Source organism: Parabacteroides vesiculifaciens (assembly GCF_049860805.1).
Classification (GTDB): domain Bacteria; phylum Bacteroidota; class Bacteroidia; order Bacteroidales; family Tannerellaceae; genus Parabacteroides.
The window spans coordinates 3,691,011-3,716,518 of record NZ_CP187555.1; the positions used below are offsets into that span (position 1 = coordinate 3,691,011).

Consider the following 25,508-nt stretch of genomic DNA (forward strand, 5'->3'; position numbering starts at 1 on the left):
GCGCGGCAAACGGCGTTACCGGTTTCGGACTGGGGCTGAACTATGTGATGAACGTCAGCCGCTCGCACGGCGGCTATACATTAGACCCTGCCCAGGCGACACTGCGCCATACCTCCGGCAGCACCCAACTGCTCACTCCACGCGAAACGGGCATTCTGGAACTTCTGTTCCGCAAGCCGGGCGAAGTAGTCCGCCGCGAAGTAATCTTAGACAAGTTTTGGAATACGGAAGAAGATTATTTTGCTTCCCGTAGCTTATATGTATTCGTGACCAAACTACGCAAACTGATTTCAAAAGACGAGACGGTCTGTATCAAGACGGTAAAAGGGATCGGACTGATGCTCACGACGGTTTGACGGCAGTTCCCATTTAACATTTTTTCTATGGTATACTCATATCAGAGGGGATATGACAGGTATCTTCCTCCCGGATATGACAAGTGCTATCCCCCCTGATATGAAGGGTGATATCCGGGAAGATATGACACCCCATATTCGAGAGGATAGCACTATTGCCTCTTTCTGATATTATTCTACGTTATACCCGGTAATCAAAACCTTTCCTTCATTACCTCTGGTATCTTCATCCTTCCAGTTCATGCGGATTTCCTTCTTTTCACCCGGGAGCAAAGAGAAGTAGTTGTCGGAATAGAATACCGGCAGAATCTGTTGGCCGTCTTTGTCGCCGACTACATTGAGGCGGATCATCAAGGCCGGAGCGGAAGTCTTGTTCTCGATAACGGACACGGCGCTCCAGGTTCCATCTGCATTCTTATCCACTGTAGTGGCAGATTCCAAAGCGACTTTCGGCAATTGCTGCAAATCCTGGTAGTTGTTCTCTTCCAAGCTGCGGTGGTAGAAGTTGTCGGAGATGACGTTGCCATCTTCGGTCAGCGTCATTTTGATGAAATGAACCTTCGACAAGTTCTCCGGGAATTCCAGCTTGATACACTTCTCGGTCGTATCTTCGTTGCTGTCGACAACCGTTTCCTTTTCCCAGGCTACGGATGCATCCATATTCAAGACCTGGACTTTTGCAGTCAGACCTTTATGCGTACCGGCGCTGTAATTGACCACTTCCACCTCGTCCGTTGCGGGATTCCACTGGATATGCAACGGCTCGGAAGCCTTCTTGATAGCAAAATAGGCGGCAGTCGGTTCGAAATAGTAATCATACGTCTGCCATACCATAGAAGGCCAGCAGGAATGACTCATCCACATCAGCAGACCTTTGCGGTTCTGGCTTCTGGATTCGAACAGGCTGCGGTGTCCGTCGTAGTTCACCCACTGGGCCAGGTCGGCAAACTCTTTCGCACTCTGCGGTTCGCCATATCCTTTCGCGATGATCTCGTTGAAAGAAGTGCAACCCTGTGCCCCTTCGCGAGTATAGTCGTGCATGCCCCATTCGTTATCCTGCGGCCAGATTCCTTCCGGCGAGAAGGTGCGGAGCATACTTTCGTAGGTCATCACGTTCGGCATGCCCCGTTCGCTATGGAACTTGTCGTTACCGGTTTTCAGCGTAAAATATTCCTTTGCCGGGAGCATCCGGTACGGGCCATGCCCGCTCACCACTTCATCAGCCGAGCTGGAGATATAATGAATGTCCGGATGATCTTCCTTGATGATACGGCGCAACGCCTTGTCGATCTGTTCAGGCGGGAAACCTTCGTTACGACCGCAATAAAGTCCGATAGACGCATGGCTGCGAATCCGTTTTACATAATCTTCCGCATTGGCGATAAACATTTCCGGATAATACGGATCAGGTCCGTCGGCCGGGTTAGCCAGCCAGAAGTCCTGCCAGATCATGATACCGTGGCGGTCGCAAGCCTCATACAGCTCCTTGTCGCCGATCATGCCGACCCAGTTACGCATCATCGTGAAGTTCATATCCGCATGCAAAGCCACAGCAATGTCATATTCGCGGGCGCGATAGTTCAGGTTCGACTCACCGAAGCCCCAGTTACCGCCACGTCCGATAAAGCGGCGACCGTTGACGAAGAGACTCAGGATATCATTGTCCTCGTTGAACGTCATCTGGCGGATACCGACTTTAAAGTCTTTCGCATCCGAAACCTTGTCATCCACTTTGAAGGTGAAGTTCGCATCATACAGGTTCGGCTCGCCGTAGCCTTTCGGCCACCACAGGCGCGGGTTCTCCATCTTCAGCTGCGGGAAATCCTTGGCATCGAAGACGACAGCCTTTTCTTCTCCCGCCGCCAGTTCGACCGGCTGCTGGAATGTGATATCTCCAACCTTTCCTTCCAAAATACCTTGTACGGCATTCGCGTCGTGGTTCTTCACGATCACTTCGGCCGTCAGCGTAGCGGAAGTCGTGTCAGGCAACGGCAGGACAGACGTAACAAGCGGATCGGCAACCGTCACCTTTCCGGTAGAGGTCAGGAAGACATCGTTCCAGATACCGATATTACGTCCGCGGACAGTAGGAATCCAGTCCCAACCGATCGTAGCATGGAACGTCGGGTTGTCAGCCCCTAAGATTCCACCGTTAAAGTCCGTGCTCTGTTTGTTCTTTTCCTTGATCGCACCGATATGGGCATTCTTGATAATCTCTACCGCCACGACATTTTTGCCCGGAACGACAAGATCCGTCACATCGAACTTACCTCGCATAAAGGCGCCGTCGATACGTCCCACCGGTTTGCCATTCACAAACACGTTCGCTTTCCAGTTAATACCGTCGAAGTTCAGGAACAGGCGATCCTGCTTGAAACCTTCGGGCACCTCGAACTCGTCGCGATACCAGAAATCGGAATTAAAGAAAGACTCGGATACCTGCAACTGGTTGTCCGCATAGTTCGGATCGGCGATTGCCCCGATATTCTTGTAACTGCTCAGGACTGTTCCCGGCACAGTGGCCACGATCCAGTTCTCCGGCTTGTAACCCGGAGTCGAGATTTCCTCGCCCGAAGCCGTCACTTCCGACGCACGCTGTAACTTCCAGTTCCCGCCTGAGAGATTGATTTCCCCTTTTGCAGCGGCAGGAAGAGCAGCAGGCTGAGCCACCAAGCCGCCTTTGCCCATTACTTCCACCTCGCTTAAGATGTAACGGCTGCCGTTCGCCGGCTCTTGCATCAGGACACGCACATAGCGGGCATTCTGCTTGCCGTTCAGAGCTATTTCATCTTTCAGCCCGTCGCCACCCGGCAACTCGGCTACGTCTTTCCACAGCTTGGCATCATCCGACACCTGTATCTTACCTTTAACAGCTTTGTTGATCCAGTTCAACACCACCTTGTCGAACTCGGAAGTGCTGCCGAGGTCGACGTACAACCATTCTTCACCTGTCGTGCCGCTCATCCAGGCACTGTTGAAGAACTGCGACGGCTTCATTTCCACCAGCCCGTCCTTATCCATGAAGTTAGCTTCCGTAAACACCCAATCGTGTGCGCCCGCCATCTTCAGCAGCACGCGGTAATCGGAATAAGCCGCTTCGGTATCGAAAGTAATCGTTTCGTTTAGTTTACGCACCGGCATGGTTGTTTCGCCCGTCTGTTTGTTCGGGTCGGTCACCACCACCCGCCCGGATACAGCCTGACCGGGTAAGCCGCTACCGCTCAGTTTGCCGATTTCCGTCCAGTTCTTTCCGTCATTGGAACCTTGGCAGATGATCTCGTAGCCGCCTTTCGATACTTTATCGTCATACACGACTGTTCCTACCAGTGACAATTTGCCGGCCGCTTTGCGATAGTTTGCCAGCGTAAACCGGAAATAGGTATCTCCTCCGGGAAACGTATTCCGGGAATATGGACCTTCGTCGATCATCCATTCGCGTTCGCGTCTCGGGACATCTCCCTCCGGCGTAGACAAGTTCAGATACTGCGGTTGCTCGTCCGTCACGATACCGTCCGTTGCCAACTGCGCCACTAAGTTATAGTCATGGCTGGAAGAGGCAAAAGCCGAACGCAACAGGGCAATGTTCCGGTAAGTGGAAGGATCCGGAACCAATGAAGGAGAGAAATCCTCTTTCGGGTCGCCCGGATACTGTCCGATGCCGCGCGTGTAATAGTCCGACCGTTCGAACGATTCGGCCGTAGGGCTTGTTCCGCCGCATCCCCAAAGAAGCAGCGATGCCATCGCCGCCCCGCAAAGGGTAAGGGCATTCTTTTTCTGTTTATTCAAAGTCATCATTTATGAAAGTTTGCTTTATTTTGTGCTTTTTGACTACCTAACTCCTTACTTGAAAGAAGTTTGCACAAACTTACGGAAAAAAGCCGGAATATACGAATAAATCCGAAAGAATAACCGACCTATTTCAGTAACTTCCTGCTCCCGTTATCTTCCAACACACGCATTTGCTGAATGGCAATCCGGTTGAGTTTTATGAGCCGCTCTCCCTGTGCAATGCCTTGGTCAATAAATACTGCATTGAGGTTTTCCATATTCGAAAGACAAATCAGCTCGTTGATTGTCGCATAGTCGCGGATATTCCCCTTCAGTTCCGGATTCTGTTCCCGCCACATCTTTGCAGTCATTCCGAACATAGCCACATTCAAGACATCGGCTTCATTGGCATAAATGATGCTTGCCTGTTTAGCGGTTACTTCCGCAGGTATCAGATTTTGTTTGATTGCATCGGTGTGGATGCGGTAATTGATTTTCGACAGTTCACGCTTGGCAGTCCAGCCGAGTTGCGCTTGCTCTTCTGTCTTTAGTCGCTGATACTCCTTCACAAGAAGCAATTGGAAACGAGGACTAATCCACATTCCAAAATGATATGCTATATCACGATGCGCATAAGTACCGCCATATCTGCCGACCTTTGAGACAATGCCTATAGCTCCAGTCCGTTCTATCCAGGTTTTAGCAGAAAGGACAAAGTTATTGCTACCAGCCATATTTTTAATTGTACCGAATTCGGTACAATTAAAATGGGGATTATATAACATTTCCCACTCACCTATATATTCTAATGTACTTTTCAAACTAAGCCATCGAAAAATAATATGTTCCTGCATTTGGCTACGCGCCATGTCTGTAAGCGAGATGTAGTCGTTATCATTATATGCAACAACAGTAATCTCCGTATCCTGAACCGTAATTTTTGCCATGTCTTATTGGTTTAATAGCTACAAAATTATTTTAAAAACAGGAGAACACAACATTTTTCACCAACCTTTTTCCGTTATTCTCTCCTTAAAGAAAAAGGGAGGAATACCCCTCCCAAAACATTTCAGTAATAACTTTACTCGTCCCGGAAGTTTGCCGTCCACTACATTTGCAGCAAACAAACACTCTAAAACGATTATGGTTATGAAAAGAATCCTATTATCCACAGTTCTTTTACTGGCATGCGGGGCTGCACAGGCCCAATTCAATATCTGCCCGCGTGAATTTATAGCCTCGGTACGGTACAAGTTCTGAATACTTTATCGTATCTTTGTAACTGTCACACAAACAATTCAAGGCAGATGGGACGAAAAGCAGACAGCCATGCAGGCGGAATAAAGGACGGCATTTTCAACCTTACCGATATCTCCGCCTATTTCCTCCATAAAAGCCGGGCAGGAGAAAGCAGCCTGCTGTCCGACCAGACTTGTTCGGACCTGGGGATGGAAGAACTGTTTACTTTCGCGGACAGGACCGTTTCGAGAGTCGGACAACAATACCTGTACCACACCTTAAGGACGATTTCCCAGACGGCAGGCGAAATCGAGCAAAACGAAGAGATCATCGGACACCTGCAAACGGACAGTAACCTGCGGAACCGGCTGGCAAAAGATTTATCCCGCATGCAGGACACGGAAGCCTACAGCATCGTGCGGCTATTGTCGGACGAGTAACCGGCTGTTTTCCAAAACCGGAAGATCGAAACAGTTTACCGGTTCGTCGGGTTGGCAGATTGCCTGTTATCCGTCTGTTTTCTGCGGGAACATCTGCCTTATTATTGTCTGCCGGGAAAACCCGGAGAGGGGCACAGGTTAGTCAGCGAAAGCATGTATCATCCCTTGATAGAAGATTGCGTAGCCAACTCCATCGACATACAGGATAAATCGGTTTTGCTGAACGGTTCGAACATGTCCGGCAAAACGACCTTTATCCGCATCATCGGCATCAATGTCCTGGCCGCACAAACGTTGCATACGGCATTCGCCCGTACTTTCTTCCTGTTCGACGAGATATTCAAAGGCACGAACACAACCGAACGGATTGCCGCTGCCAAAGCTGTCCTGTCGTACTTGAATACCCGCGACAACATCATCGTCGCCTCCACCCACGACACGGAACTGACAACCTTGCTCGATAAGGAATATGATCTTTACCATTTCAGCGAAGTGATCGAGGGCGAAACCTTTTCTTTCGATTACAAACTCAAAAGCGGTCCCCTCTACCAGCGCAACGCCATCCGCCTGCTGGAAATAAACGGCTTCCCGTCGGCTGTCATCCGGGATGCTTACCGGACGATAGAAGGAATGACTAAGCAATAACAAATACACCATAATATATATGCAACATATTGCATATATCATTTGTTTATTTCTGTTTTATAACTATCTTTGTCTTACAATATGCAATATATTACACAATGAGTATCGGTGAACAAATAAAAAAAAGACGAGCAGTACTGAATATTACTCAACAAAACCTGGCAGATTTTTCAGGAATCAGCCTGAGAACAATCATCGCGTTGGAAGATGATTCCGGAAATCCCTCTTTATCCACGCTCTCCAAAATAGCAGATGTATTAGGATTGGAAGTTCAACTGGCCCTGAAAACAGATAGTTAATAATGAGAAAGGCAGAAGTACTCGTAAACAACCGGCTTGCCGGTATTCTGGAAGAAAAATCCGAAGGAGGTTATCAATTCAGTTATACAAAGGAGTATATGGAAGACATCTCCGCACCGGCCGTATCCCTGACATTGCCTAAAAATCAGGAAATATACCAATCTGAATATTTATTTCCATTTTTCACCAATATGCTGGCAGAAGGGAGTAATAAAGAGGTTCAATGCAGGTTGCATAAAATAAACAAAAACGACTTATTCGGTTTACTTCTGGCAACAGCAGGTACAGATACGATCGGTAATATATTAATAAAAAGAATTGCAGAATGAAAAATATCCAAGTATGCCCATCTACACTGAAAACAGGCTTTCAAACCTATTGCCCCTCTGCAATAAAAAACCTGTTTTCAGGAGTGAAAGTCAGCCATCTGACAGACTTCACCATTTCGGATGAAGATACAATAAAAAAACTGAACGATAATGTAGGAAAACTTTCTCTATCCGGTGTCCAGGAAAAATATTCAGCCATCATAAGAGAGAAAAAAGTTATTCTGACACCTCAAGGAATGCAAGGAACTTACATCATAAAACCGGCACCGACAGATCGCCGTATCCGGAACAGGAAGCAACTTCCTGCAAACGAAAACCTGACCATGCAAATAGCCCGGCAGGTATATAAAATCAACACCGCTGAAAACGGGATGCTTTTTTTTAGTGACGGAGAACCGGCTTATCTGACTAAACGATTCGATGTATTACCGGACGGACAGAAACTGGCACAGGAAGACTTTGCCTCATTAACCGGTAAAAATGAAGCGACTCATGGAACTAATTACAAATATACTGGGACGTACGAAGATATTGCCTGCAAAATAAAGCAATACGTAAAAGCCTGGCAGATTGAAACCGCCCGTTTCTATACACTTATCATATTTAATTATCTCTTCGCCAACGACGATGCTCATTTGAAAAACTTCTCATTACGACAAACTATCGATGGTGATTATATACTAACACCGGCATACGATCTGGTGAATACCTCTCTTCATATCGATGAGGGGGATTTCGCTTTACAAGATGGTTTATCGAAACGGATCGAAAAGTCGGATATCTATGAGAAAAAGGGACATCCATGTCAAACCGATTTTATTCGTTTTGGGCTGCAAATAGGACTTTCACACAACATTATAGCAAAAATAATCAAACCCTTCCTCAACGAACAAGCCAAAGTCTATGAGCTCATTACAAATTCTTTTTTAGATGAAAAGCTAAAACGTATGTACCGGAAAAGTTATACGGAAAGACTTGACAGATTCAGGAGAGCCAGCTCTTAGCCCCGACAGTTTTCCACCAACATTAACCCGACTCCTCTCACAGTCCGGATTTCAACAGAAGGATCGTCTGAAAAAAGTTTGCGCAACTTCTACATTCATTTATTACATTCACTTAAAATAGCAAGAACCACCGACCGCATTGTTGTATGTTAGTATTTTAGATTTTCAATGGTTTAATATAACCGTTTGAAAAATAAACATTTAACCGAGTATTTGAGAAACAGTGGTAACGAGTTGGCAACTGTACTATTTTCAGCGTTTTGCGGTGCTATACTGTCAAATAACTCTTCTGTTGCAAATATAGTATTTTTTTCAATCCTAATGAATATAGAACAAAATTTCTTTCTATTTGATTTTCTGTTTTGATGAAAGGTGTTTTGCCATTACATATTATACCTCACATCGTGCTAAATCAGTCTGTATCACTATATAACAAGTGCTTTCTCTCTTTAATATGTTCTTTGATTATTGAAATAGTTTTTTCAATGGAACAATCTGTGGTATTTATAACAAACGGCTCATAATCACCGATATTAACAAACTGTTTCCACATTGTTTCCACTAACTCGATATTGGTATCTTTACTTAATTTAGTCCGTTCAATGGCTCGTCTTATCGTTTCCTCTTTGTCCGCTCTCAATATGATGTAGTGAATTTCATACCCCTCTTGTACAGCTTCTTTCCAAGGGGTTAAGAACCAAGGGCCTACAATGCCATCTACAATTACATCATATCCACTACGGGCATAACGTTTGGCAGCCTCTAAAAAAGCTTCGATAACAACAACATTCTGTTCATGAGATTCGAGTAAATGGGGCAGTATCGCACCTTTACTCAAATAATGGTAAAAATCATCTGTATGCATATGTACAGACTTCGCAAAATCAGATTCTTTTGCGATAATTGTTGCTACTGTAGTTTTACCGGTTCCCGGAGAACCTGTAATTATAATAATTCTACCGTTGTACATATCAATATTCTGTTTTTAAATTTTTTCTTTCGCACTGCATATTTCAGTTACAGTACACTAATTGGTAAACTCTTGATTGGTTCACCTCAAGGATGATAACAATCGCCTATATATTGAAAACTGAATTTCTCATAAATACAAAAGTACAAAAAATCCGTGATATGTCTTTCAAGTATCATTATACCTCTGCTCTTTCTTGGTTTCAACATTCCGATAGCTCCTCAGAACTCGTTCATCCTCTTCCTGAATGTATGGTTCTCTTTTTTTAGCTCGTGAAGCAATAATTGAATTGTACGGCTTCTGCTGTTGGTTTGGGAGAGTCCAGAGAGGTGCAACCTTTTTGGCTTATAGGGGAATTTTCAACGGTACGGAGTATTGTGGCTCGGAAAATTCCCTAATAAGCTACGGTATTTTCCGTGCAAATACCTGTACGTGGTGTCTGTGATATGCTCGTTTTCAAGTGTAGTCATTGTAGCTGCTGTATAGACCAACGGGATGCACCTCCCTATGATTGGGGAGAGGGTGGCAAGGGGTTTCGGGCAGACCGAAACATAAACTTGCTACCTTCCAAAACAAAAGAAACCTATTTTGAGCAACTCAAATTACTCAGACAAGGAATAGGCGTTAGAAAGACGGAATTAAGACAAAAATCCATTCGAAACGAAAGAGCGATGTAGCATAGCCATCCAACCTTGAAACCGTCAAGTCCGTATGCCTGCTTTGCAAATGGGAATAATTGCATTTCTTCTGCTATGAGGAATTATCCTCCTACGCTTTCCCAGCGGACTGATGATGGATGAAAAATCCGATGATTTGATGATTAGTATACTCAATCTACTGTTATTTAATCATTTACATCCTCATCGAGTTCTCATCAAACTACTTGCGAAAAGAGAAACTTATCATTTGCTAAGTCGGTTTGCTTTGCCTGCCCTGCTTTCTCTTCTTTTCATCGGTAAAATACTTCTGATAAGTATTTGATGAGAGTATAAGTATCTATATTTCAATATGATTATATTCTTATTCATCAATTCATCAAAAATAAAGGTATATTTTTCCGAAAAGCATTGCTCTTGGTTCGCTTCATGCGCACCGTACTAACAGCTCCATCCACCTCTGAATGGCAGTGTTAGCAGGTATGTTTTTTCTTTTCGCCGGTACATAATCTTATCCAATAGCATCTTACGGACTTTTGAAGCCCCGAGCGATTCGATACGGAATGCAAGGGCAACAACCATATCAAGGCTGTAAACATCCAAACCGCAACCGTTCGACAAATACAGGTAGCGTTTGGTTTCGTATTCTTTCAGAATTCCGCTCTTGTAAACTGCCTTTATTCCTGCACGGATGGTCGGAGCGATAACCCCGAACAGTTCTACAAGTTCTGATTCCGACATCCATATGTTGGCGGTATCGGTCGGCAGGGCGATATTGCCCTGCCCGTCCATCGTGATGATGCTTCTTTCTTTTTTCATCGGTACTCGGTTTTTATAGGTTATCAAATGGCACTGCAAATGTTTTTCTCCATATCCACCAGCTTGTGCGACAGGGTTTCCATATCCTGACTAATCTTCTGATTCGTTATTTGTAGGCTCGGCAAACAACGCCTTTCCGCTTTACAGCGGTAGGTTTTCGTTTACCTGCCCCCGAACCGTACTTACACGTCTCCATGTATACGGCTCTCCATCTGTAACATCATTTTTACTTATCACAGCTCTGGATTTTTGCGTTACACTCCGCGCATACGACCAAAGTCTTTCTGTGCATATGGAGCATTTTGCGTTCCCAGTCATTTTTACCTTTTAACTCTTTGAGAGTGCGGACATGATGCATTACCACTTCTCCGTGCTTGCCACATAGTTCGCACGTTTTTGTTGTAAGCCTTTCTATCAAACTCAACGATGGCGTTTTGAACATATACGGCAGATTGTCACTTGGGGCTGTTTCACAATCCGTTTTACGGGCGTAACCCTCATTGTAGAATACCCTGTACTTGGTTTCTCCTCCCTTGTTTACAAAAGGCACGACAAAGAGATTGTCCTTGCGGTATGTTTCAATGACTTTTCTCACTGACATATTCAGCTTTTGAGCAAGAGTTTTGTACATGGAGAACTTCATAATACAGCCGAAAGAGCGTCCCAAAGCCGATGCATTGTTTGCTATTGAGTAATAGTTATAGAACCCTCGTATTTCGGTATTAAACTGAGATACAATCTCGTGCGCTTCATTGTCAATCATATAAGTCCTGCCTTTTGACACCCATGTTTCCTTGCCGTGTTTGGTGACAACTTTCATGGCTTCGAGGCTGAGCAGTTTATTCTTGATTACTTCTCTTGAAACGTGCAATATCACATTCCCGTTGAAGTATCTGCGCACTGTTCCGTTACTGTTTCTCTTTGTGGCATAGTCTTTACGGACATATATTTCGTAACCCAAAAATTTTGCGCTGTCTTGTGCATTTGTAATCAAAGTTTTTTCCTGTGACATCTCCAGCCTTAACTTTTCCTGCATAAACCTAGTGATGTCAGCTTTGATTGTCTCACATTCATTTTTCGTTCCGATAACCCCGATTAGAAAATCATCGGCGTAGCGCACATATCTCAGTCTGCGAAAATTTCTATCCATATCGTTGCCACTTGGCATTGTTAGTATCCGCTTCTGCTTTTCGTGCAGTTCTTCTACCATTTTTGTTCTTTCGTTTGCATCCTTCACTTCGTTTATCCTACGCTTTAGGTAGTGTACTCTGTTGTTGAGTTTGCAAATGTCCTTGTTACGACTTCTGATTGTCCCTTTATTGAATTTGTTGGCATATTCTTCCATGTATTTATCGAACTTGTCAAGGTATATATTTGCCAAAATAGGACTTATAATACCACCTTGCGGTGTCCCTGAATAAGTCTTGTTGAATTGCCACTCTTCCATGTACCCTGCATTGAGGAATTTCCGTATCAGACGAAGAAATCTGTCATCTGCTATTCTACCTTTCATTATTTCTATCAGCACATCATGGTCTATGTTGTCAAAGAAGCCTTTTATATCTCCCTCAATGAACCATTTTGCACCGTTGAAATTGTTTTGTAGACTTTTCAGTGCTGTGTGACAGCTTCGGTTTGGTCTGAAACCGTGCGATGTCCACTCAAAGTGTCCCTCATATATGGCTTCAAGCACCATTCTTACTACCTCTTGAACCAATTTGTCTTCAAAAGACAGTATTCCTAACGGACGCATTTTCCCATTCTTTTTCGGAATGTAAATTCTCTTTGCAGGATTGGGGCTATAAGTCTCATCCTTTATACTCTTTATGAGTTTGTTTATCCTATCGATGCTCATTTCATCCTCTGTTTTGCCATCTGTGCCGGGTGTCATGTTTCCCGGCTTTGCATACATACGTTGGTAGGCGACAAAGAACATCTGTTCATTGAATAGAATACGGTAGAGCCTTTCGTATTTATACTCAGGCTCGTTGCTGTGTCCAGCTAAAATGTTTAATACTTGCTCTGGATTTCTCATACGTCTCTCACGTTTTCCGTTGTTTGTATTAAAATTACAGACTACTTCCCTTCGCCATGTACAAGGCTTTCCCTTGCTCGGACTACTACGGAAGTTCCGTTACCATATCGGATATTCAAAAGCTTTCTTTATAGCTGTTTATTCCAGCGTTCCGACTTAGGTAATCCCCAGTTAGTTCTCTTAATAACTATTAGCACGTCATACTGTCGGATGCGACTTTCGTTCTTGTCCGCTTATTGCGGCTGTGTCATAGTCGGTTCTTTATGCTCTGCACTAACGCACAAAATAGGCAGAGTACTATGAAACAACGTATGTATAATAGTCTTCCGTTGTTGCAAGATTTGGTACCACAGAACTATCGTTCAACCAATCAAGGCTTCATCCTTATGTATGTCTTTTCGTCTTGCCCCTCAGTCGCTACTTGACTATTAGTAGACTTAGGGCTTTAATCAGTATGCTACACTCCCCACCAGGTTTCCCCTTTGGATAAACTGATTGACGATAGGATTATATCGAACCCAATCCTAACTTCTTGCTAAAGAAGTATTTATTAAGCGACCATTCTGGGCGCACTGGCGTATATCTGCGTGGTCTTTATGTTGGTATGCCCTAACAGACGGCTAACGGTTTCAATAGGTACACCATGCGATAAAAGCACAGTCGTGGCATTCGTATGTCTTGCAACGTGTGTGCTGAGCCGTGTCTTGAAACCGCATTGCTTACCGATTTCTTTCAGTATCTTGTTGCAACTGCCGTTGCTCGGTACTGAGAACACTCGGTTGTCCCTCGTCAGCCCCTTGTACTTCCCGATGATTCGCAGGGGAACGTCCAACAGGCGGATATTGGATTCCGTATTCGTCTTCTTTCTTCGGGTGATTATCCACAGGTTACCGTCAAAGAATGTTTGCAGGTTATCGGTGGTTAGGTTCTTCACATCGGAATATGACAAACCCGTGAACACCGAAAACAGAAACAAGTCCCTTACAAGCTCGTGCGTCTTGTTCTTTATAGGAGCGTCCATGAGCGTCTGTATCTCCTGTTGAGTAAGATACCCCCTGTCCACGCTTTCGGAAGAGTTGATATACCCGGCAAAGGGATTGAATGGCAGACGTCCGTCATTCCTCGCTATGGAAATGATGTGCTTCAACACAATCATGTAGCCCCATACGGTATTGGTGCGGCACTTCTTCACGGTTCGCAGAAAATACTCGAAGTCGTTGATGAACGTGAGGTTCAACTCTTTTAGGGGAATATCCTCACGCTTATAGGTATGAGGCAGGAACTCCCGTATATGCTTGCATACGGTCTGATAACGGTTAAATGTCCCTTTGGCTCTGCTGTGTCCGACTTTCTTCGCAAACTCGGCATTGTGCTGCTCAAAGAGTTTCAGTAAGGTTTCCTGCTTGACACCGATGCCGAGATAACCGTCTTTCAATTTGGCAGCGGTTACATATCCGTCCGTCTGCATCAGTTCTTGGTATCGGCGGTTCACCTCTACCCGAATCTTGTCAACCGCATGGTTGATTCTCTGCGCTTCGGCACTCTTGCCCGAAGCGCGGTTGTTCTTCACGTCCCATAAATGGGGCGGAACGTCCATCTTGCAGCTGAACTGTTTAATCTCTCCGTCCACCGTAAGGCGACACATCAGTGGCAGGTTGCCGTTGGGCTTTGCACTGCCTTTTTTCACGTAAAATAAGACCTTGAATGTACTTCGCATAACTCACATTTTTTGGTTACAAAATTAGTTTACCGTGAGTTACCGACAGCTACGCAAAATTACGCAAATCGCAGAAAAACAGATGCTTATTCTGAGAATCCACACACTACGGCAGTAATGATGTGGTAACTGAACTCTTGCGTTGTGTGGCTTTTAGATGTCTGTAAACGACCTTTTTCACATCAAAAGCAAAAGCGTAACGACCACTCTTTCAGTTGAATCGCTACGCTTTTCTCAAATTTACTTTTTGGCTATATGTTTATTTTATGAAATGCAAATTTGTAGCGAAACAGGCTATTTACCGTCAATTTGATTTATTTTAAACGCTCTTTCTTACAAGCAAATTCTTATTTTCAGTCTTTTCAGCCTAAAGTTTCCTTGTTTTTGTACTTTTTCCTCCAAATCATCTAAATGATTTTTCAAATGGTCTGAATGTTTTTACAAAACCATTAGGATGTTTCGGACAAACCATACGGATGAATCCGGAAAATCATTTAGATGATTTGGCCGGACGGATGGAAACAAAGAAAAAAAGTATCGTAAAAAACCATCCTGAAGCCATTTGAAAACAATTTTAACACCTCGCAAGCTCCATCGAACGGGCCATTTAGGATTGACGCTTTGACAGGAATCCATCTTTCCTGCCGACACGCTCATTCATTTCTTCTGCACCATCCCGGTTTCCCAATGACAGAAAAGAAACTTTCCGATGATCCCGCAAACAAAACGGCAATAGCAACCCTCGTTTCCCGCTCCTATCCGCAACCATTCCGGAAGATGAACACGTACGGACGAATCTGGGATGGGCTGATCTGACAGTTTGACAAATTGACAAGATCTTTTTTCAATACTACTGGTGCGATAAAATCGCACCACTACTATTTTTTTTGCTTTAGGTGCTATCAATCCATCTGAATTAAGTAAAGCGTCTGAAATAATTCTATTTTATAAAACATACACCTTGGAAAATTTTATAATTCAAAATTAATTCGTATTTTTGCATCAAACAAAAGAGAGATGAGAATTGTATCACATAAAAAATTGAAAGAGTTCTACGAAACGAAAGGTTATGAAGATTCACGCATTGCCTTAGAACGTTGGTATGACATAGCGGAAAAAGCTGAATGGAAGAACCTATCAGACATTAAAGTGGATTTTCTTTCTGCTGATTATGTAGGCAATCAACACTACGTTTTCAATATCAGAGGCAACAATTACCGTTTGGTTGTAGTTGTTAAGTTTACGATAGGATATATATTTATCCGTTGGGTAGGTACTCATAAAGAATATGATAAAATAGATTGTTCAACCATTTAAGATACAGGATATGAATAAAGTTAGCAAAGAACAATATGAATTTGCATTGGCAAGAGTAGAGGAACTTTTGCCATTGGTTGATGATAATACCCCTGCAAACGATAAGAATGCGGTGGAACTCACAGTTATGTCTGACATTGTGATAGCTTATGAAAAGGAACATTTCCCAATAGAAAAACCAACTGTTGCAGAATTGATAGAGTTATCTCTTGAAGAAAAAGGAATGAGTCAAAAACAACTTGCCGGTGAGATTGGAATAAGTCCTTCACGCGTGAATGATTATATTTCTGGTCGTTCGGAGCCTACTCTCAAAATTGCGAGGTTGCTATGTAGGGTGCTGAATATTCCTCCAGCTGCGATGTTGGGTTTCTGATAAGATAATATATTTGTTTGGGCGTGGCTTCGGTCACGCTTTTTTTATGCCATTTTACGACAACAATCGTTTTATTTATTGTCGTGTATCGCCAAAATAATGAAAGACAAAGTATTGGAATGGGTCGAAGACAAATTAACTCCAAGAGATGTTGTTTAACAGTAAAACATTAATCACAAAAATACACAAACATGAGTAAATCATTAAATAACAGCATAATGAGTAAGTTGCCATCAAACAAGTCATTCATGATTGACAAATTGACAAGATCTTTTTTCGTTAACCTAACATTAACCTACCGATAACATACCCCGCTTTATGCTCTTCATACCTTTGTCGAAAACAACGATGTATAAACCATAAAACAAATAAGATCATGTTATTACCGAACGAATGGATAGAGAACAGCATCGAGACGTACATCTATCAGCACACGACAAAATCGCAAGTTATCTACTGGGTCGTATTGGCAGCTATCACAGCGACAATCATTGCTTTGCCTTTCGTTTATGTGGATATTTCCGTACAAGGCGGAGGAGTGGTACGACCGGTAACCGAGAAGACCGAAATCAAGGCGGCTATCACCGAATATGTAGACTCCGTATTCGTGCGGGAAGGGCAGCAGTATAAAAGCCGTCAAAGCGAACTGGCCTCCTTGCAGGAAAGCCAGCTAAGCACCTGGCAAACCGACCTGAACACCTACCGGAACCAGTATAGCGAAATGAGTACCAGCCTCCGGCAGGAAGAAAAGGAGAAAGACCTCTATATCGTACGCAGCCCGGTAGACGGGACGATCGACCAGTTTTCCGGCATCTACCGGGGCAGCAATATCCAGGCCGGGCAGTCGCTTGCCGTCGTCAGTCCGGATTCGACCCTGTGCGTGGAAGTATATGTGACGCCTCGCAATATCGGGTTTCTCTATCCCGGCATGCCGGTCAATATGCAAGTGGAATCGTTCAACTACAACGAATGGGGGACGATCCCCGGCAAAGTAAAAGACATCTCGTCCGATTTCCTGACCGACAGTGAGGGAAACTCTTTCTACAAAGTCAAATGCAGCCTGGAACGGGATTACCTGACGCTCCGTAAAAGCGGCAAGAAAGGCATTCTGAAAAAAGGGATGACTGTCAGCACGCATTTCATGATCACGGAACGCTCCTTGTTCGACCTGCTGTACCAAAAGATAGACGACTGGGCAAACCCCGTACAATATAATTCCAATACGATGATTGCAAAAAATTAAACACACAAGAATAAGATGAAAAAAGGAATCAAGATCAAACAACACGACATTACCGATTGCGGCGCCGCCTGTCTGGCGTCCGTATGTGCTTATTACGGCCTTCAATTTCCGGTAGCCCGCATCCGGCAATATGCATTTACCGACCAGAAGGGAACCAATATTTTAGGATTAGTAGAAGCTGCAAACAAGTTGGGGCTGTCTGCCAAAGGTGTTCGCGCCCAGTTCGAAGCCTTGCAAATCGTGCCCAAGCCGACAATCGCCCATATTGTCATCAAAGAGGTACTGCAACATTTTGTCGTCATCTACAAGGTGACGGACACACATATCACCTATATGGATCCGGGAGACGGACGGATGCACAAAAAGACGAATGAGGAGTTCCAGGCAGAATGGACGGGTGTGTTGGTCCTGATGGAGCCGGAAGAGACCTTCCGCCAGGGAAATCAAAAGGTCAGCATGGCACGCAAGTTCCTGTCGCTACTGATTCCACATAAAAGCGTCATGTTTCAGGCACTGTTCGGCGCGTTTGTCTACAGTATCTTAGGACTATCGACTTCCGTCTACGTCGGCAAAATAACCGACTACGTCTTGGTGGACAAAAACCTGAACCTGTTGAACCTGATGGGAATCATCATGTTATTGATCCTGCTGCTACGGACGTTTATTGGGGCAATGAAAAGCATTCTGGCATTAAAGACCGGGCAACGCATAGATGCGGCCCTAATCTTAGGTTACTACAAGCACCTGCTCACGCTGCCCCAACAATTTTTCGATACGATGCGTGTCGGCGAAATCATTTCGCGTGTGAACGATGCCGTGAAAATCCGCAATTTCATTAATAACGTGTCGCTGGACTTGGTGGTGAACATGATGATCCTCGTCTTTTCCGTCTGCCTGATGTTCGTCTATTCCTGGAAACTGGCGTTGATCACATTGGTATCGGCTCCCTCGAACCGGACATGATCGGCGACATCACGTTCGAAAACGTTTCCTTCCGGTATGGTTCGCGCAAGCAAGTTTTCGAATCGTTGAATCTGACCATCGAAAAAGGAAAGACGACAGCCATCATCGGCGCCAGCGGTTCCGGCAAGACTACACTGATTTCGTTGTTGCAACATATCTATCCGATACAGTCCGGGCAAATACGGATCGGCAATTACGACATCGCCCAAGTCGACAACCGGAGCCTGCGCAGCCGTATCGGTACCGTACCGCAGCAGATCGAATTGTTTGCCGGAACAATCGTTGAAAACATCGCCGTCGGCGACCTGCATCCGGATATGAAACGGATCGTCGATCTAATAAGCCGGCTGGGGTTACAATCTTTTATAGAACGTTTGCCTAAAGGGTATATGACGTATATAGGGGAACACGGCACTTCTCTTTCAGGCGGAGAACGCCAACGCATCGCCATTGCCCGTGCCCTGTACAAAAAGCCGGATATCCTGATTTTCGACGAGGCAACCTCTTCGCTCGACTCCATTTCCGAAAAGTTTGTCAAGCAAGCATTGGACGAATTGGCACGTGAAGGCAAAACGGTCATTGTCATTGCCCACCGCCTCAGTACGATAAAAGCAGCCGACCGGATTGTCGTCCTCGACCACGGACAAGTAACGGAAACCGGTACGCATCGCGAACTATGCAGTTCCGGCGGCATCTACAACCAGCTCTGGAACGAACAGTTCGACATGCTGACATAAAGGGCATGATGTCGTTTCGTAGGGGCAAGGCAGACGTTATTTCCATTGGGCGGAGTAGAACCCCGCCCCTACGAGACGCCATTGTTTTATTACTTATTGTACGATTCGATAAAATAGCCGTTGGTCCAAATCGAAATACATGGGCATGAAAATCGATTTTCATACCCGTGAAAATAAAAATTCATGCAAGGGTAATATTTTTTAATAAACAGTCATTTGCTCAAACAACTAATATTCAACAAAATACAAAAACATGACATTTCAATAGGGTTATTGTATGTTTTAACATTTTTAAAAAATAACAGATTCGCATTTTGCCACTTTCGGATGACAGGGCCGTTAACCTAACGATAACATACCGATAACCTGACTTTTTTTACCATCCCTCTACTTTTGCGACAAACAAAGCAATCAAACATATATATGAAACGAACAATCATCCTTTCTTTACTTTCATTGTTTGCCGCTACTATCTCGGCACAAGAAATATGGACCTTGCAGCAATGTATCGACTATGCCCTGGACCACAATATCAGCATAAAAATGGGACAACCATACGAACAGCTACTCCAATCAGGAAGACAAAATCATTTATTCGCAATTGGACAATCACGTGCTCAGCGTATGCAACTATACCTGGAACGAAAAAGACGAGAGCTGGAACCTCGTCAGCCGGATGGCAGCATACGATCCGACTCATGATCTTTTATATACGGATAACCGGATGGAATGAAAGCGGCTCACAACGAAGGTGTCCTCTTTTGATTAAGAAGTGTTGGCATGGGAAAAACTACAAACAGAAAGTCATATAGGCAGGCAGATATACCACTCCCTCCCTTACGCTCAAGTTTTTGGGATGAATCACATAGCTTTCCCCTATACGCTGATGAAAGCTCTCATTAAACCGGACAAGCGAACGGATGGTATATTTGTCGTTTGACTTTACCTCTATCGGAAAAATTTTATATTTTAGCTTGCTGTGGTTTGAAAGTATAAAATCTATCTCCACATCGTTACGGTGCTTCTCTTCATTGTAGCGGGTATAGAAATAAAGCTTGTGACCGGCAGCCACAAGCATCTGCGCGATTACATTCTCATAGAACATGCCCTCGTTCACAGACAGTTTTCCTAACAGGATTTCCCGGTAAAGCTCCCCGTCTGAGATTTCATTCTCATCAAACGTATGGCTGACAAGCAGTCCGGTATCGCCCATATAGCATTTCACGTATGTCCTGTCTTCATTCAGCGAGAGTCCCACATTAGGGTCGGAACAATTGAAACACTCATTGGTGATCATCGAATCAGAGAGCCAGAAAAAGGTATCGTGATACTTAGGAAAGCTGGCTCCCTTCTCTATCCGGCTCATCACCACCCGCCTTTCCGAGCGCGATAAAAAAGCCGGGATCTGGTCAAAGATGCTCAGCACGCTTGACCTGTAACCGGACTTAATCTTCATTATATCATTCCGGTACAGTGTCAGTATATCTCTTTTTTCCATGTCAGCCATCTCAAAGCTCCGGTTGTTCTCCAAATAGGCCGACAAGCTTTTCGGCATGCCGCCCACAATCATGTATTGACGGAACAGCAGCATGGCCTTGGCATGAAGCCCTTGTTCCAAAGGTTCCTTTTTATCGAAGCATTGACGGATATACGCTATCAACGGTTCTTCTCCCATGGCCCAGGCAAACTCCTCAAAATCCATAGGATACATAAGCAGTACCCTCTCTTCCGATGGAATGGTTATATCCTTTACATTTTCCTTTATGGAAATAAGCGAACCTGTTTCTATATAGTCAAACCGCCCGTCCGCTACCAGATACTTGACCGCTTGCCGGGCTTTCGGGAATTGTTGTATCTCATCAAATATAATAATGGACTCTTTCGGGTAAAGTCTCACTCCGTACTCCGAAGACAGGATCAGAAAAAAGGTATCAAGGTCGTTCATGTAATTGTTGAAGGCCGAGACAACCGAATCGCTTACCTTGTTGAAGTCAATCAAAAGATAGCTACGGTACTCATTCTTTGCGAACTCTTCCACAAGCGTAGACTTGCCTATCCGTCGGGCGCCTTCTATCAGAAGTGCCTTGGTGCCTGCCGTCTGTTGTTTCCATGCAAGCAATTTGTTGTACACTTTACGTTTAAATATCATATCGCTCAATATTTATCTGTCTGCAAACTTAACCATATTTTCTGCAATACGCAAGTTTGACACACCGTAATCAACCTGCAATGCGCATATTTGCAAGACAGGATTTTATCTGCAATACGCTTTTTTACCCTCCGACATTAATCCCTATTCTTTTGCGCCCTCTATTCTTTATAAATATGATTTACTTCATTCAAAGCATATCACTTACTTGTCCTTTATCCCTAAACTAAGGGAATATGTTGCCCAAACGGTATTGTTTTGTCCTGTAACTCATCTATTTTGGAAAATTGTGGGCATTTTTCCTTGTTGATTCGGAAAACCTATTTACCTTTGCAACGATTCCGTAGTGGGCAGCGGCTCACGGAGCGCGGGATCAATTACATATTGTAAGCATTTTACGAAGATTATTCTAAGTTTTAAAATCGGCAAAATTTTAAGTTCAACAGAATAATGGGCAGTAAATGCTTGCGCTGGTTACGTATAAGTTCATCTGCCATTTTTATGGAAATGGGTGTATTATATCGTATAAGGCGCGGGCTATTGTTCTATTATTGTTGGACGGGTGTTTGCCGATACCTAAAACTTGATAATAGACAATTGGCCCGCGTTTTTTTATGCCCGTTCATAATCATTCGCGGGGAGTTGTTCTCTCCTTCGTGAAATTAGTTGTTGGATTTTTAAACACTATTTTATTAACAATTAATTTTTAATGATTATGAACAAGAGATTTTCTACTCTTTTGGCTGCCGCTCTGGTGGCCGGTGGACTGTCTACAAATGTGATGGCGACAAATATTGCCACTGCAGATTTGAAAGACGGTCAGTTCATCCATTTGTCAACGGCAACTGGTGGAACCACTTACCTGGCAATGGATGATAAAGGTGCTTTTTCAACAGTAAACGCTTCAGACTGGTCCGGCAAGATTAACAGCTTGTTGGGTTCTCTTTGGCAGGTAAAGTTGATTCCTCATACGACTCAAGCAGGAACAATTTATACTTATTCATTTACAAACCGCTTGTCAGGACAGATGCTGTCTGTTAATTTGCAATCAAATATTGTTGGTGGCGGTAGAGCAGCAATTGCTGATCCTGCTGTGGCAGCAAACGAAATTGCAGCAAACGAAAAAGGTGGTAACACAGAATGGGCTTATGAAGTAGGAAAAGGATTTTATGCTGTTAAAGGCGACTCAATCTTTACTATTGGAACAAGTTCTTCTACCGGTCGTTTAACGTTTGCGGCTGCTAAACTAACAACTGCTCCTTCCAATACAACAATGTATTTAGGTGATGTCTCAACAACAGGTGTTACTCTGACAGCCGATGACTTCAACGCTTTGGTCGAGAAAGAAGGCGGTCGTTTGTTCTTCACTGACGAAAACGTTTCTTCTACTGAAAAGAATGTGTTGACGGCTAATAAGTGGGAAGCGGTTGATGCCGTTGTTGATAATACTACTGGCGCTTATGATGCAGCAGGTAGTGGTAAATCTTCTGTCCTGTATCTGACAAACGGTAAAGAATACAAAAACCGTATGAACGATGCAATGACTGCTGCTGATAAAACGCAGAAAGAATATCTGTTGGTTGATTATAGCTTCTATGATCCAAGCAAAGAGTTTAATGTATTGAAAGTTGATACAATTGCTGTAGAACCTGCTTCTGCCGCAGTAGCAAATTTCGATAATCGTACAGTTATCGCAAAACATCATCCGGCAACAGCCGCATTTACGGTGAAATATTTCATTCCGAATGATTCTATGGTGATTGCCCCGGCGTTTGTCCAGACTTCTATTCCTGTGGCAACAACTTTGGATGCCCAATATGCATTAATCACTGGTGCACCAAGTGAAACTGGTGTTTCTGAAATTACTACAGCAGTAGCTCTTGTAAAGACTGCGATAGGTAATTTTGCTGCAGATGGCGCAGGTGCTGCTGGGGATAAATTTGCAGAAAGCAAGTTTGATGAAAATGGTGATTATAATTCAGCCTCCGGTACAAAGACAGGTAAAGATTTTACTGATGGTGTTACTGCAAAAGTCAAAGCTCTTTCTGATGCTGTAGCAAAGAAAGATGACGTTAAAAAATATGTAGCAGCCGTAAATGCATATTTGACTAAATTGAATGGTCTGGAAATTGCAGGTCTTAATAATGGCTCTGCTTCTTCTCTGTCCACTTCCGCTATCAAAGATGGTGCAAACTACGCAGATGGTTTGACTAAACTTACTGCTGCCGCTGTTTCTCCTGCTAAGCAAGTAGTAATCCGTAAACTTTCTAACACGAAAGTTTTGACAATTGGTCAGATCACTTCTGCTACAGAAACTCACGGTAACTTGATCGCCACTATCAAAACATCCGACAAAGACGCTACTATCGGTGGTGACGCAACAATCGCTGAAGGTTTGTATTATGTAATTGATGCAGAAAAAGAAGAAAGTGCCGGTGTTGCTAACAAATATTATGGCTTATACTTTGATGAAAGCCCGGTTAATCCTGCTAATTATGTAAGCAAAGCTCAGGCATTCAATCCGTTTGCACAGTATGTCGTTGCTAAGGCTGCCGGTGTAGACAAAGGCAACTATACTATTACAAACCGTGGTGATAAAACTGAAGGCTGGCAGGGTGTAACTAACGTTGTCGACAAAGACAATAACATCTTCGTAATCGGTGGTGACACAATCCAGTTGGTAGCAGCCGAAGACGTAGATGCAGACAACGCTTATATCGGCTTCAAATATATCACAGCTAACGATGCCAAGAACAACAAGTTCACGATCACTTCTGCTGCTGACGTATTGGAAGGACAGAGCATTGTAATGACAAAAGACTCTACGCTGAAAGTAGCTGCTCCGGAAGACGAAGTGCTGTACACTTTAGTTCCTTCTACTGAAGGCAAATACGGTGTAGAAGATGCTTTGAAGAAAGTGACTTACACAATCATGGATGCCGACAGCGCATTTATCATCTATGATGCAAAAAGAGGTTATGTATTCTCTAACGGCAAATATGCAACAAAGAACGGTACTCCGGTTCAGTTCTCTATGATCGCTGTAGATACGGATTCTACTTTCGTATTGTATGATGCAACAGCAACTCCTGCTCAGAAGTTGGTTGTCAGCACTCAATACAAGACCATCTCCGGCGAACCTCTGACAGCTCGTAACGATATGTTCATCGTTAAACCGCAGTCAGCTCCTGCCTCTTACAAATCTCTGCCGAAGCACGTACGCATCCAGGCTATCAATGGCGACTATGCTGCTGTTAACGCTAAGAACCAGGGTATCGCAGTTCGCGAAGGTGACTTGAAAGCTGATGCTTATAGCAACTTAGACTTTATCTTCTGGTTGGATACCGCTCATTATGACAATGCTGCTCCTTACACTTACTACATCACGAAGGGTGTTAAGGCTACTGAAGAAGTTGCTGCAAGCAGACTGTATATGTGGAACTCTGTAGACTCTGCTGATGCAAAGGATGCAAACAAAGAACTTCCGTACATCTATGGTACAGGTGCAAACCGCGTTATGTTCCGCACAGCTTCTATCATGGCTCAGGATACCTTGTTAGTTCCGGCTTTGGATGCTGCTGCTAAGATCGATACAGTATCTATCGCTGATGGTAAATCAGTTGACGGCTTGAAGAACGCTGTTAAAGCAGGTGTTAAGAACTTCCAGTTCAGCTTCGAATTTGCAAGCAAAGACGCTGAAGGCGAATACAACATCGTATGCCAGAACAACAATGGTAAGAACTACGTTCACAACATCAACGGTGTATTGGCAATGGGTCCGAAAGAAGATGCAGTTGTCGTAAACGTTCTTGACGTTTCAGCTGAAGACGAAACCGCTACAGATAACGAAACTATCGCAGCTAAAGGTGTGAAAGTGATCGCATCTGAAGGCCAGGTAGAAATCACCGGTGCTGCAGGCAAGAAGGTTGTTATCAGCAACATCTTAGGCCAGCCGGTTGCCAACACGGTTCTGACTTCCGACAACGCTGTAATCGCTGCTCCTCAGGGTGTGGTCGTAGTAGCTGTTGAAGGTGAAGAAGCTGTAAAGGCTATCATAAAATAAGATTGAATTTATAATCAAATAATTCTAAAATGTTTGGCCGCGTGCCGTGGAAACGGCAATTACCCTGTGACAGGCGAACAGGCGGCCGGATTTAATATTAATAATACTAAAGTATATTGAATGTTGCCTTTCCCCTGCGAAGGACGAAGGCAGACACAAAACAAGCCCCGGAGATGTTCGACATCTTCGGGGCTTCGTTGTGAGGAAGATGTGAACTCTATTTTGATGCAGTTGCCCTGCAAAATAACAAAGACAACCTCCATTGTCAAAAATTATCACTATCTTCGTTCACAACTCATACTGTTAGCATGAAGAGCAGAAATAAAGTTTCAAACAAGTATAAGCTATGGATAATAAATACATCATACCCGAATTGCCTTCAGTAC

17 protein-coding genes and 3 pseudogenes are annotated in these 25,508 nt (G+C 44.0%); 13 read left to right on the forward strand and 7 right to left on the reverse strand.

Features of this window, described 5'->3' with window-relative positions; all coding sequences use genetic code 11:
* Positions 1–74: 74 nt before the first annotated feature.
* Positions 75–356: pseudogene (locus tag ACPYIV_RS14880) on the forward strand (winged helix-turn-helix domain-containing protein); the annotation flags it as partial.
* 171 nt (positions 357–527) lie between these two features.
* On the opposite strand, the gene ACPYIV_RS14885 reads toward ACPYIV_RS14880, so the two are convergent.
* Together ACPYIV_RS14885 and ACPYIV_RS14890 are read right to left on the reverse strand one after the other, a co-directional pair.
* Positions 528–4,151 carry a glycosyl hydrolase 2 galactose-binding domain-containing protein gene (locus ACPYIV_RS14885; protein ID WP_425883763.1) on the reverse strand — a complete coding sequence of 1,208 codons (3,624 nt, stop codon included), beginning with the start codon at positions 4,149–4,151 and terminating at the stop codon, positions 528–530.
* A gap of 119 nt (positions 4,152–4,270) precedes the next feature.
* Positions 4,271–5,071, reverse strand: coding sequence for a KilA-N domain-containing protein (locus ACPYIV_RS14890; RefSeq protein ID WP_293733182.1), 801 nt, complete (start codon positions 5,069–5,071; stop codon positions 4,271–4,273).
* 360 nt (positions 5,072–5,431) lie between these two features.
* On the opposite strand from ACPYIV_RS14890, the gene ACPYIV_RS14895 reads away from it, so the two are divergent.
* The 5 genes from ACPYIV_RS14895 (at position 5,432) to ACPYIV_RS14915 (ending at position 8,080) form a co-directional block, all read left to right on the forward strand.
* Complete coding sequence (locus ACPYIV_RS14895; protein ID WP_425883765.1) at positions 5,432–5,803, forward strand: hypothetical protein; 372 nt, start codon at positions 5,432–5,434, stop codon at positions 5,801–5,803.
* A gap of 153 nt (positions 5,804–5,956) precedes the next feature.
* Positions 5,957–6,448, forward strand: coding sequence for a MutS-related protein (locus ACPYIV_RS14900; RefSeq protein ID WP_425883767.1), 492 nt, complete (start codon positions 5,957–5,959; stop codon positions 6,446–6,448).
* A gap of 98 nt (positions 6,449–6,546) precedes the next feature.
* Complete coding sequence (locus ACPYIV_RS14905; RefSeq protein WP_293733180.1) at positions 6,547–6,747, forward strand: helix-turn-helix transcriptional regulator; 201 nt, start codon at positions 6,547–6,549, stop codon at positions 6,745–6,747.
* A gap of 2 nt (positions 6,748–6,749) precedes the next feature.
* Complete coding sequence (locus tag ACPYIV_RS14910) at positions 6,750–7,076, forward strand: HipA N-terminal domain-containing protein (RefSeq protein ID WP_293733179.1); 327 nt, start codon at positions 6,750–6,752, stop codon at positions 7,074–7,076.
* Positions 7,073–8,080, forward strand: a complete 1,008-nt coding sequence (locus ACPYIV_RS14915) for a HipA domain-containing protein (RefSeq protein ID WP_425883770.1) — start codon at positions 7,073–7,075, stop codon at positions 8,078–8,080. The genes ACPYIV_RS14910 and ACPYIV_RS14915 overlap by 4 nt, the downstream gene beginning before the upstream one ends.
* Before the next feature lie 412 nt (positions 8,081–8,492).
* On the opposite strand, the gene ACPYIV_RS14920 is transcribed toward ACPYIV_RS14915, so the two are convergent.
* From ACPYIV_RS14920 to ACPYIV_RS14935, 4 genes and pseudogenes are all read right to left on the reverse strand, one after another.
* Positions 8,493–9,050: an AAA family ATPase gene (locus ACPYIV_RS14920; protein ID WP_293733177.1), complete on the reverse strand. Its 558-nt coding sequence runs from the start codon at positions 9,048–9,050 to the stop codon at positions 8,493–8,495.
* A gap of 1,097 nt (positions 9,051–10,147) precedes the next feature.
* On the reverse strand, positions 10,148–10,525 hold the full coding sequence (locus ACPYIV_RS14925) for a hypothetical protein (protein ID WP_293733176.1): 378 nt from the start codon (positions 10,523–10,525) through the stop codon (positions 10,148–10,150).
* A 226-nt stretch (positions 10,526–10,751) separates the two neighbouring features.
* Positions 10,752–12,560, reverse strand: a complete 1,809-nt coding sequence (locus ACPYIV_RS14930) for a reverse transcriptase domain-containing protein (RefSeq protein WP_425883772.1) — start codon at positions 12,558–12,560, stop codon at positions 10,752–10,754.
* A 574-nt stretch (positions 12,561–13,134) separates the two neighbouring features.
* Positions 13,135–14,277, reverse strand: a pseudogene (locus tag ACPYIV_RS14935) (site-specific integrase); the annotation flags it as partial.
* A gap of 687 nt (positions 14,278–14,964) precedes the next feature.
* Between ACPYIV_RS14935 and ACPYIV_RS14940 the strand changes: the two are divergent.
* The 6 genes and pseudogenes from ACPYIV_RS14940 to ACPYIV_RS14965 all read left to right on the forward strand — a co-directional run bounded on the left by ACPYIV_RS14940 (position 14,965) and on the right by ACPYIV_RS14965 (position 19,643).
* Positions 14,965–15,093, forward strand: coding sequence for a hypothetical protein (locus tag ACPYIV_RS14940; RefSeq protein WP_425883774.1), 129 nt, complete (start codon positions 14,965–14,967; stop codon positions 15,091–15,093).
* 201 nt (positions 15,094–15,294) lie between these two features.
* Positions 15,295–15,594 (forward strand): type II toxin-antitoxin system HigB family toxin, encoded by a 300-nt coding sequence (locus ACPYIV_RS14945; RefSeq protein WP_425883776.1) that lies wholly within the window; start codon positions 15,295–15,297, stop codon positions 15,592–15,594.
* Positions 15,595–15,604: 10 nt separating this feature from the next.
* On the forward strand, positions 15,605–15,967 hold the full coding sequence (locus ACPYIV_RS14950; RefSeq protein WP_293733173.1) for a helix-turn-helix domain-containing protein: 363 nt from the start codon (positions 15,605–15,607) through the stop codon (positions 15,965–15,967).
* A 376-nt stretch (positions 15,968–16,343) separates the two neighbouring features.
* On the forward strand, positions 16,344–17,210 hold the full coding sequence (locus tag ACPYIV_RS14955) for an HlyD family efflux transporter periplasmic adaptor subunit (RefSeq protein ID WP_293739899.1): 867 nt from the start codon (positions 16,344–16,346) through the stop codon (positions 17,208–17,210).
* A 15-nt stretch (positions 17,211–17,225) separates the two neighbouring features.
* Positions 17,226–18,910, forward strand: a pseudogene (locus tag ACPYIV_RS14960) (peptidase domain-containing ABC transporter).
* Positions 18,911–19,511: 601 nt separating this feature from the next.
* On the forward strand, positions 19,512–19,643 hold the full coding sequence (locus tag ACPYIV_RS14965) for a hypothetical protein (RefSeq protein WP_293734499.1): 132 nt from the start codon (positions 19,512–19,514) through the stop codon (positions 19,641–19,643).
* A 57-nt stretch (positions 19,644–19,700) separates the two neighbouring features.
* On the opposite strand, the gene ACPYIV_RS14970 is transcribed toward ACPYIV_RS14965, so the two are convergent.
* Positions 19,701–21,059: an ATP-binding protein gene (locus tag ACPYIV_RS14970; RefSeq protein WP_293734498.1), complete on the reverse strand. Its 1,359-nt coding sequence runs from the start codon at positions 21,057–21,059 to the stop codon at positions 19,701–19,703.
* A gap of 715 nt (positions 21,060–21,774) precedes the next feature.
* Here ACPYIV_RS14970 and ACPYIV_RS14975 point away from each other — a divergent pair.
* Positions 21,775–25,122, forward strand: coding sequence for a DUF6383 domain-containing protein (locus tag ACPYIV_RS14975; RefSeq protein WP_425883779.1), 3,348 nt, complete (start codon positions 21,775–21,777; stop codon positions 25,120–25,122).
* The last annotated feature ends 386 nt before the right edge of the window (positions 25,123–25,508 follow it).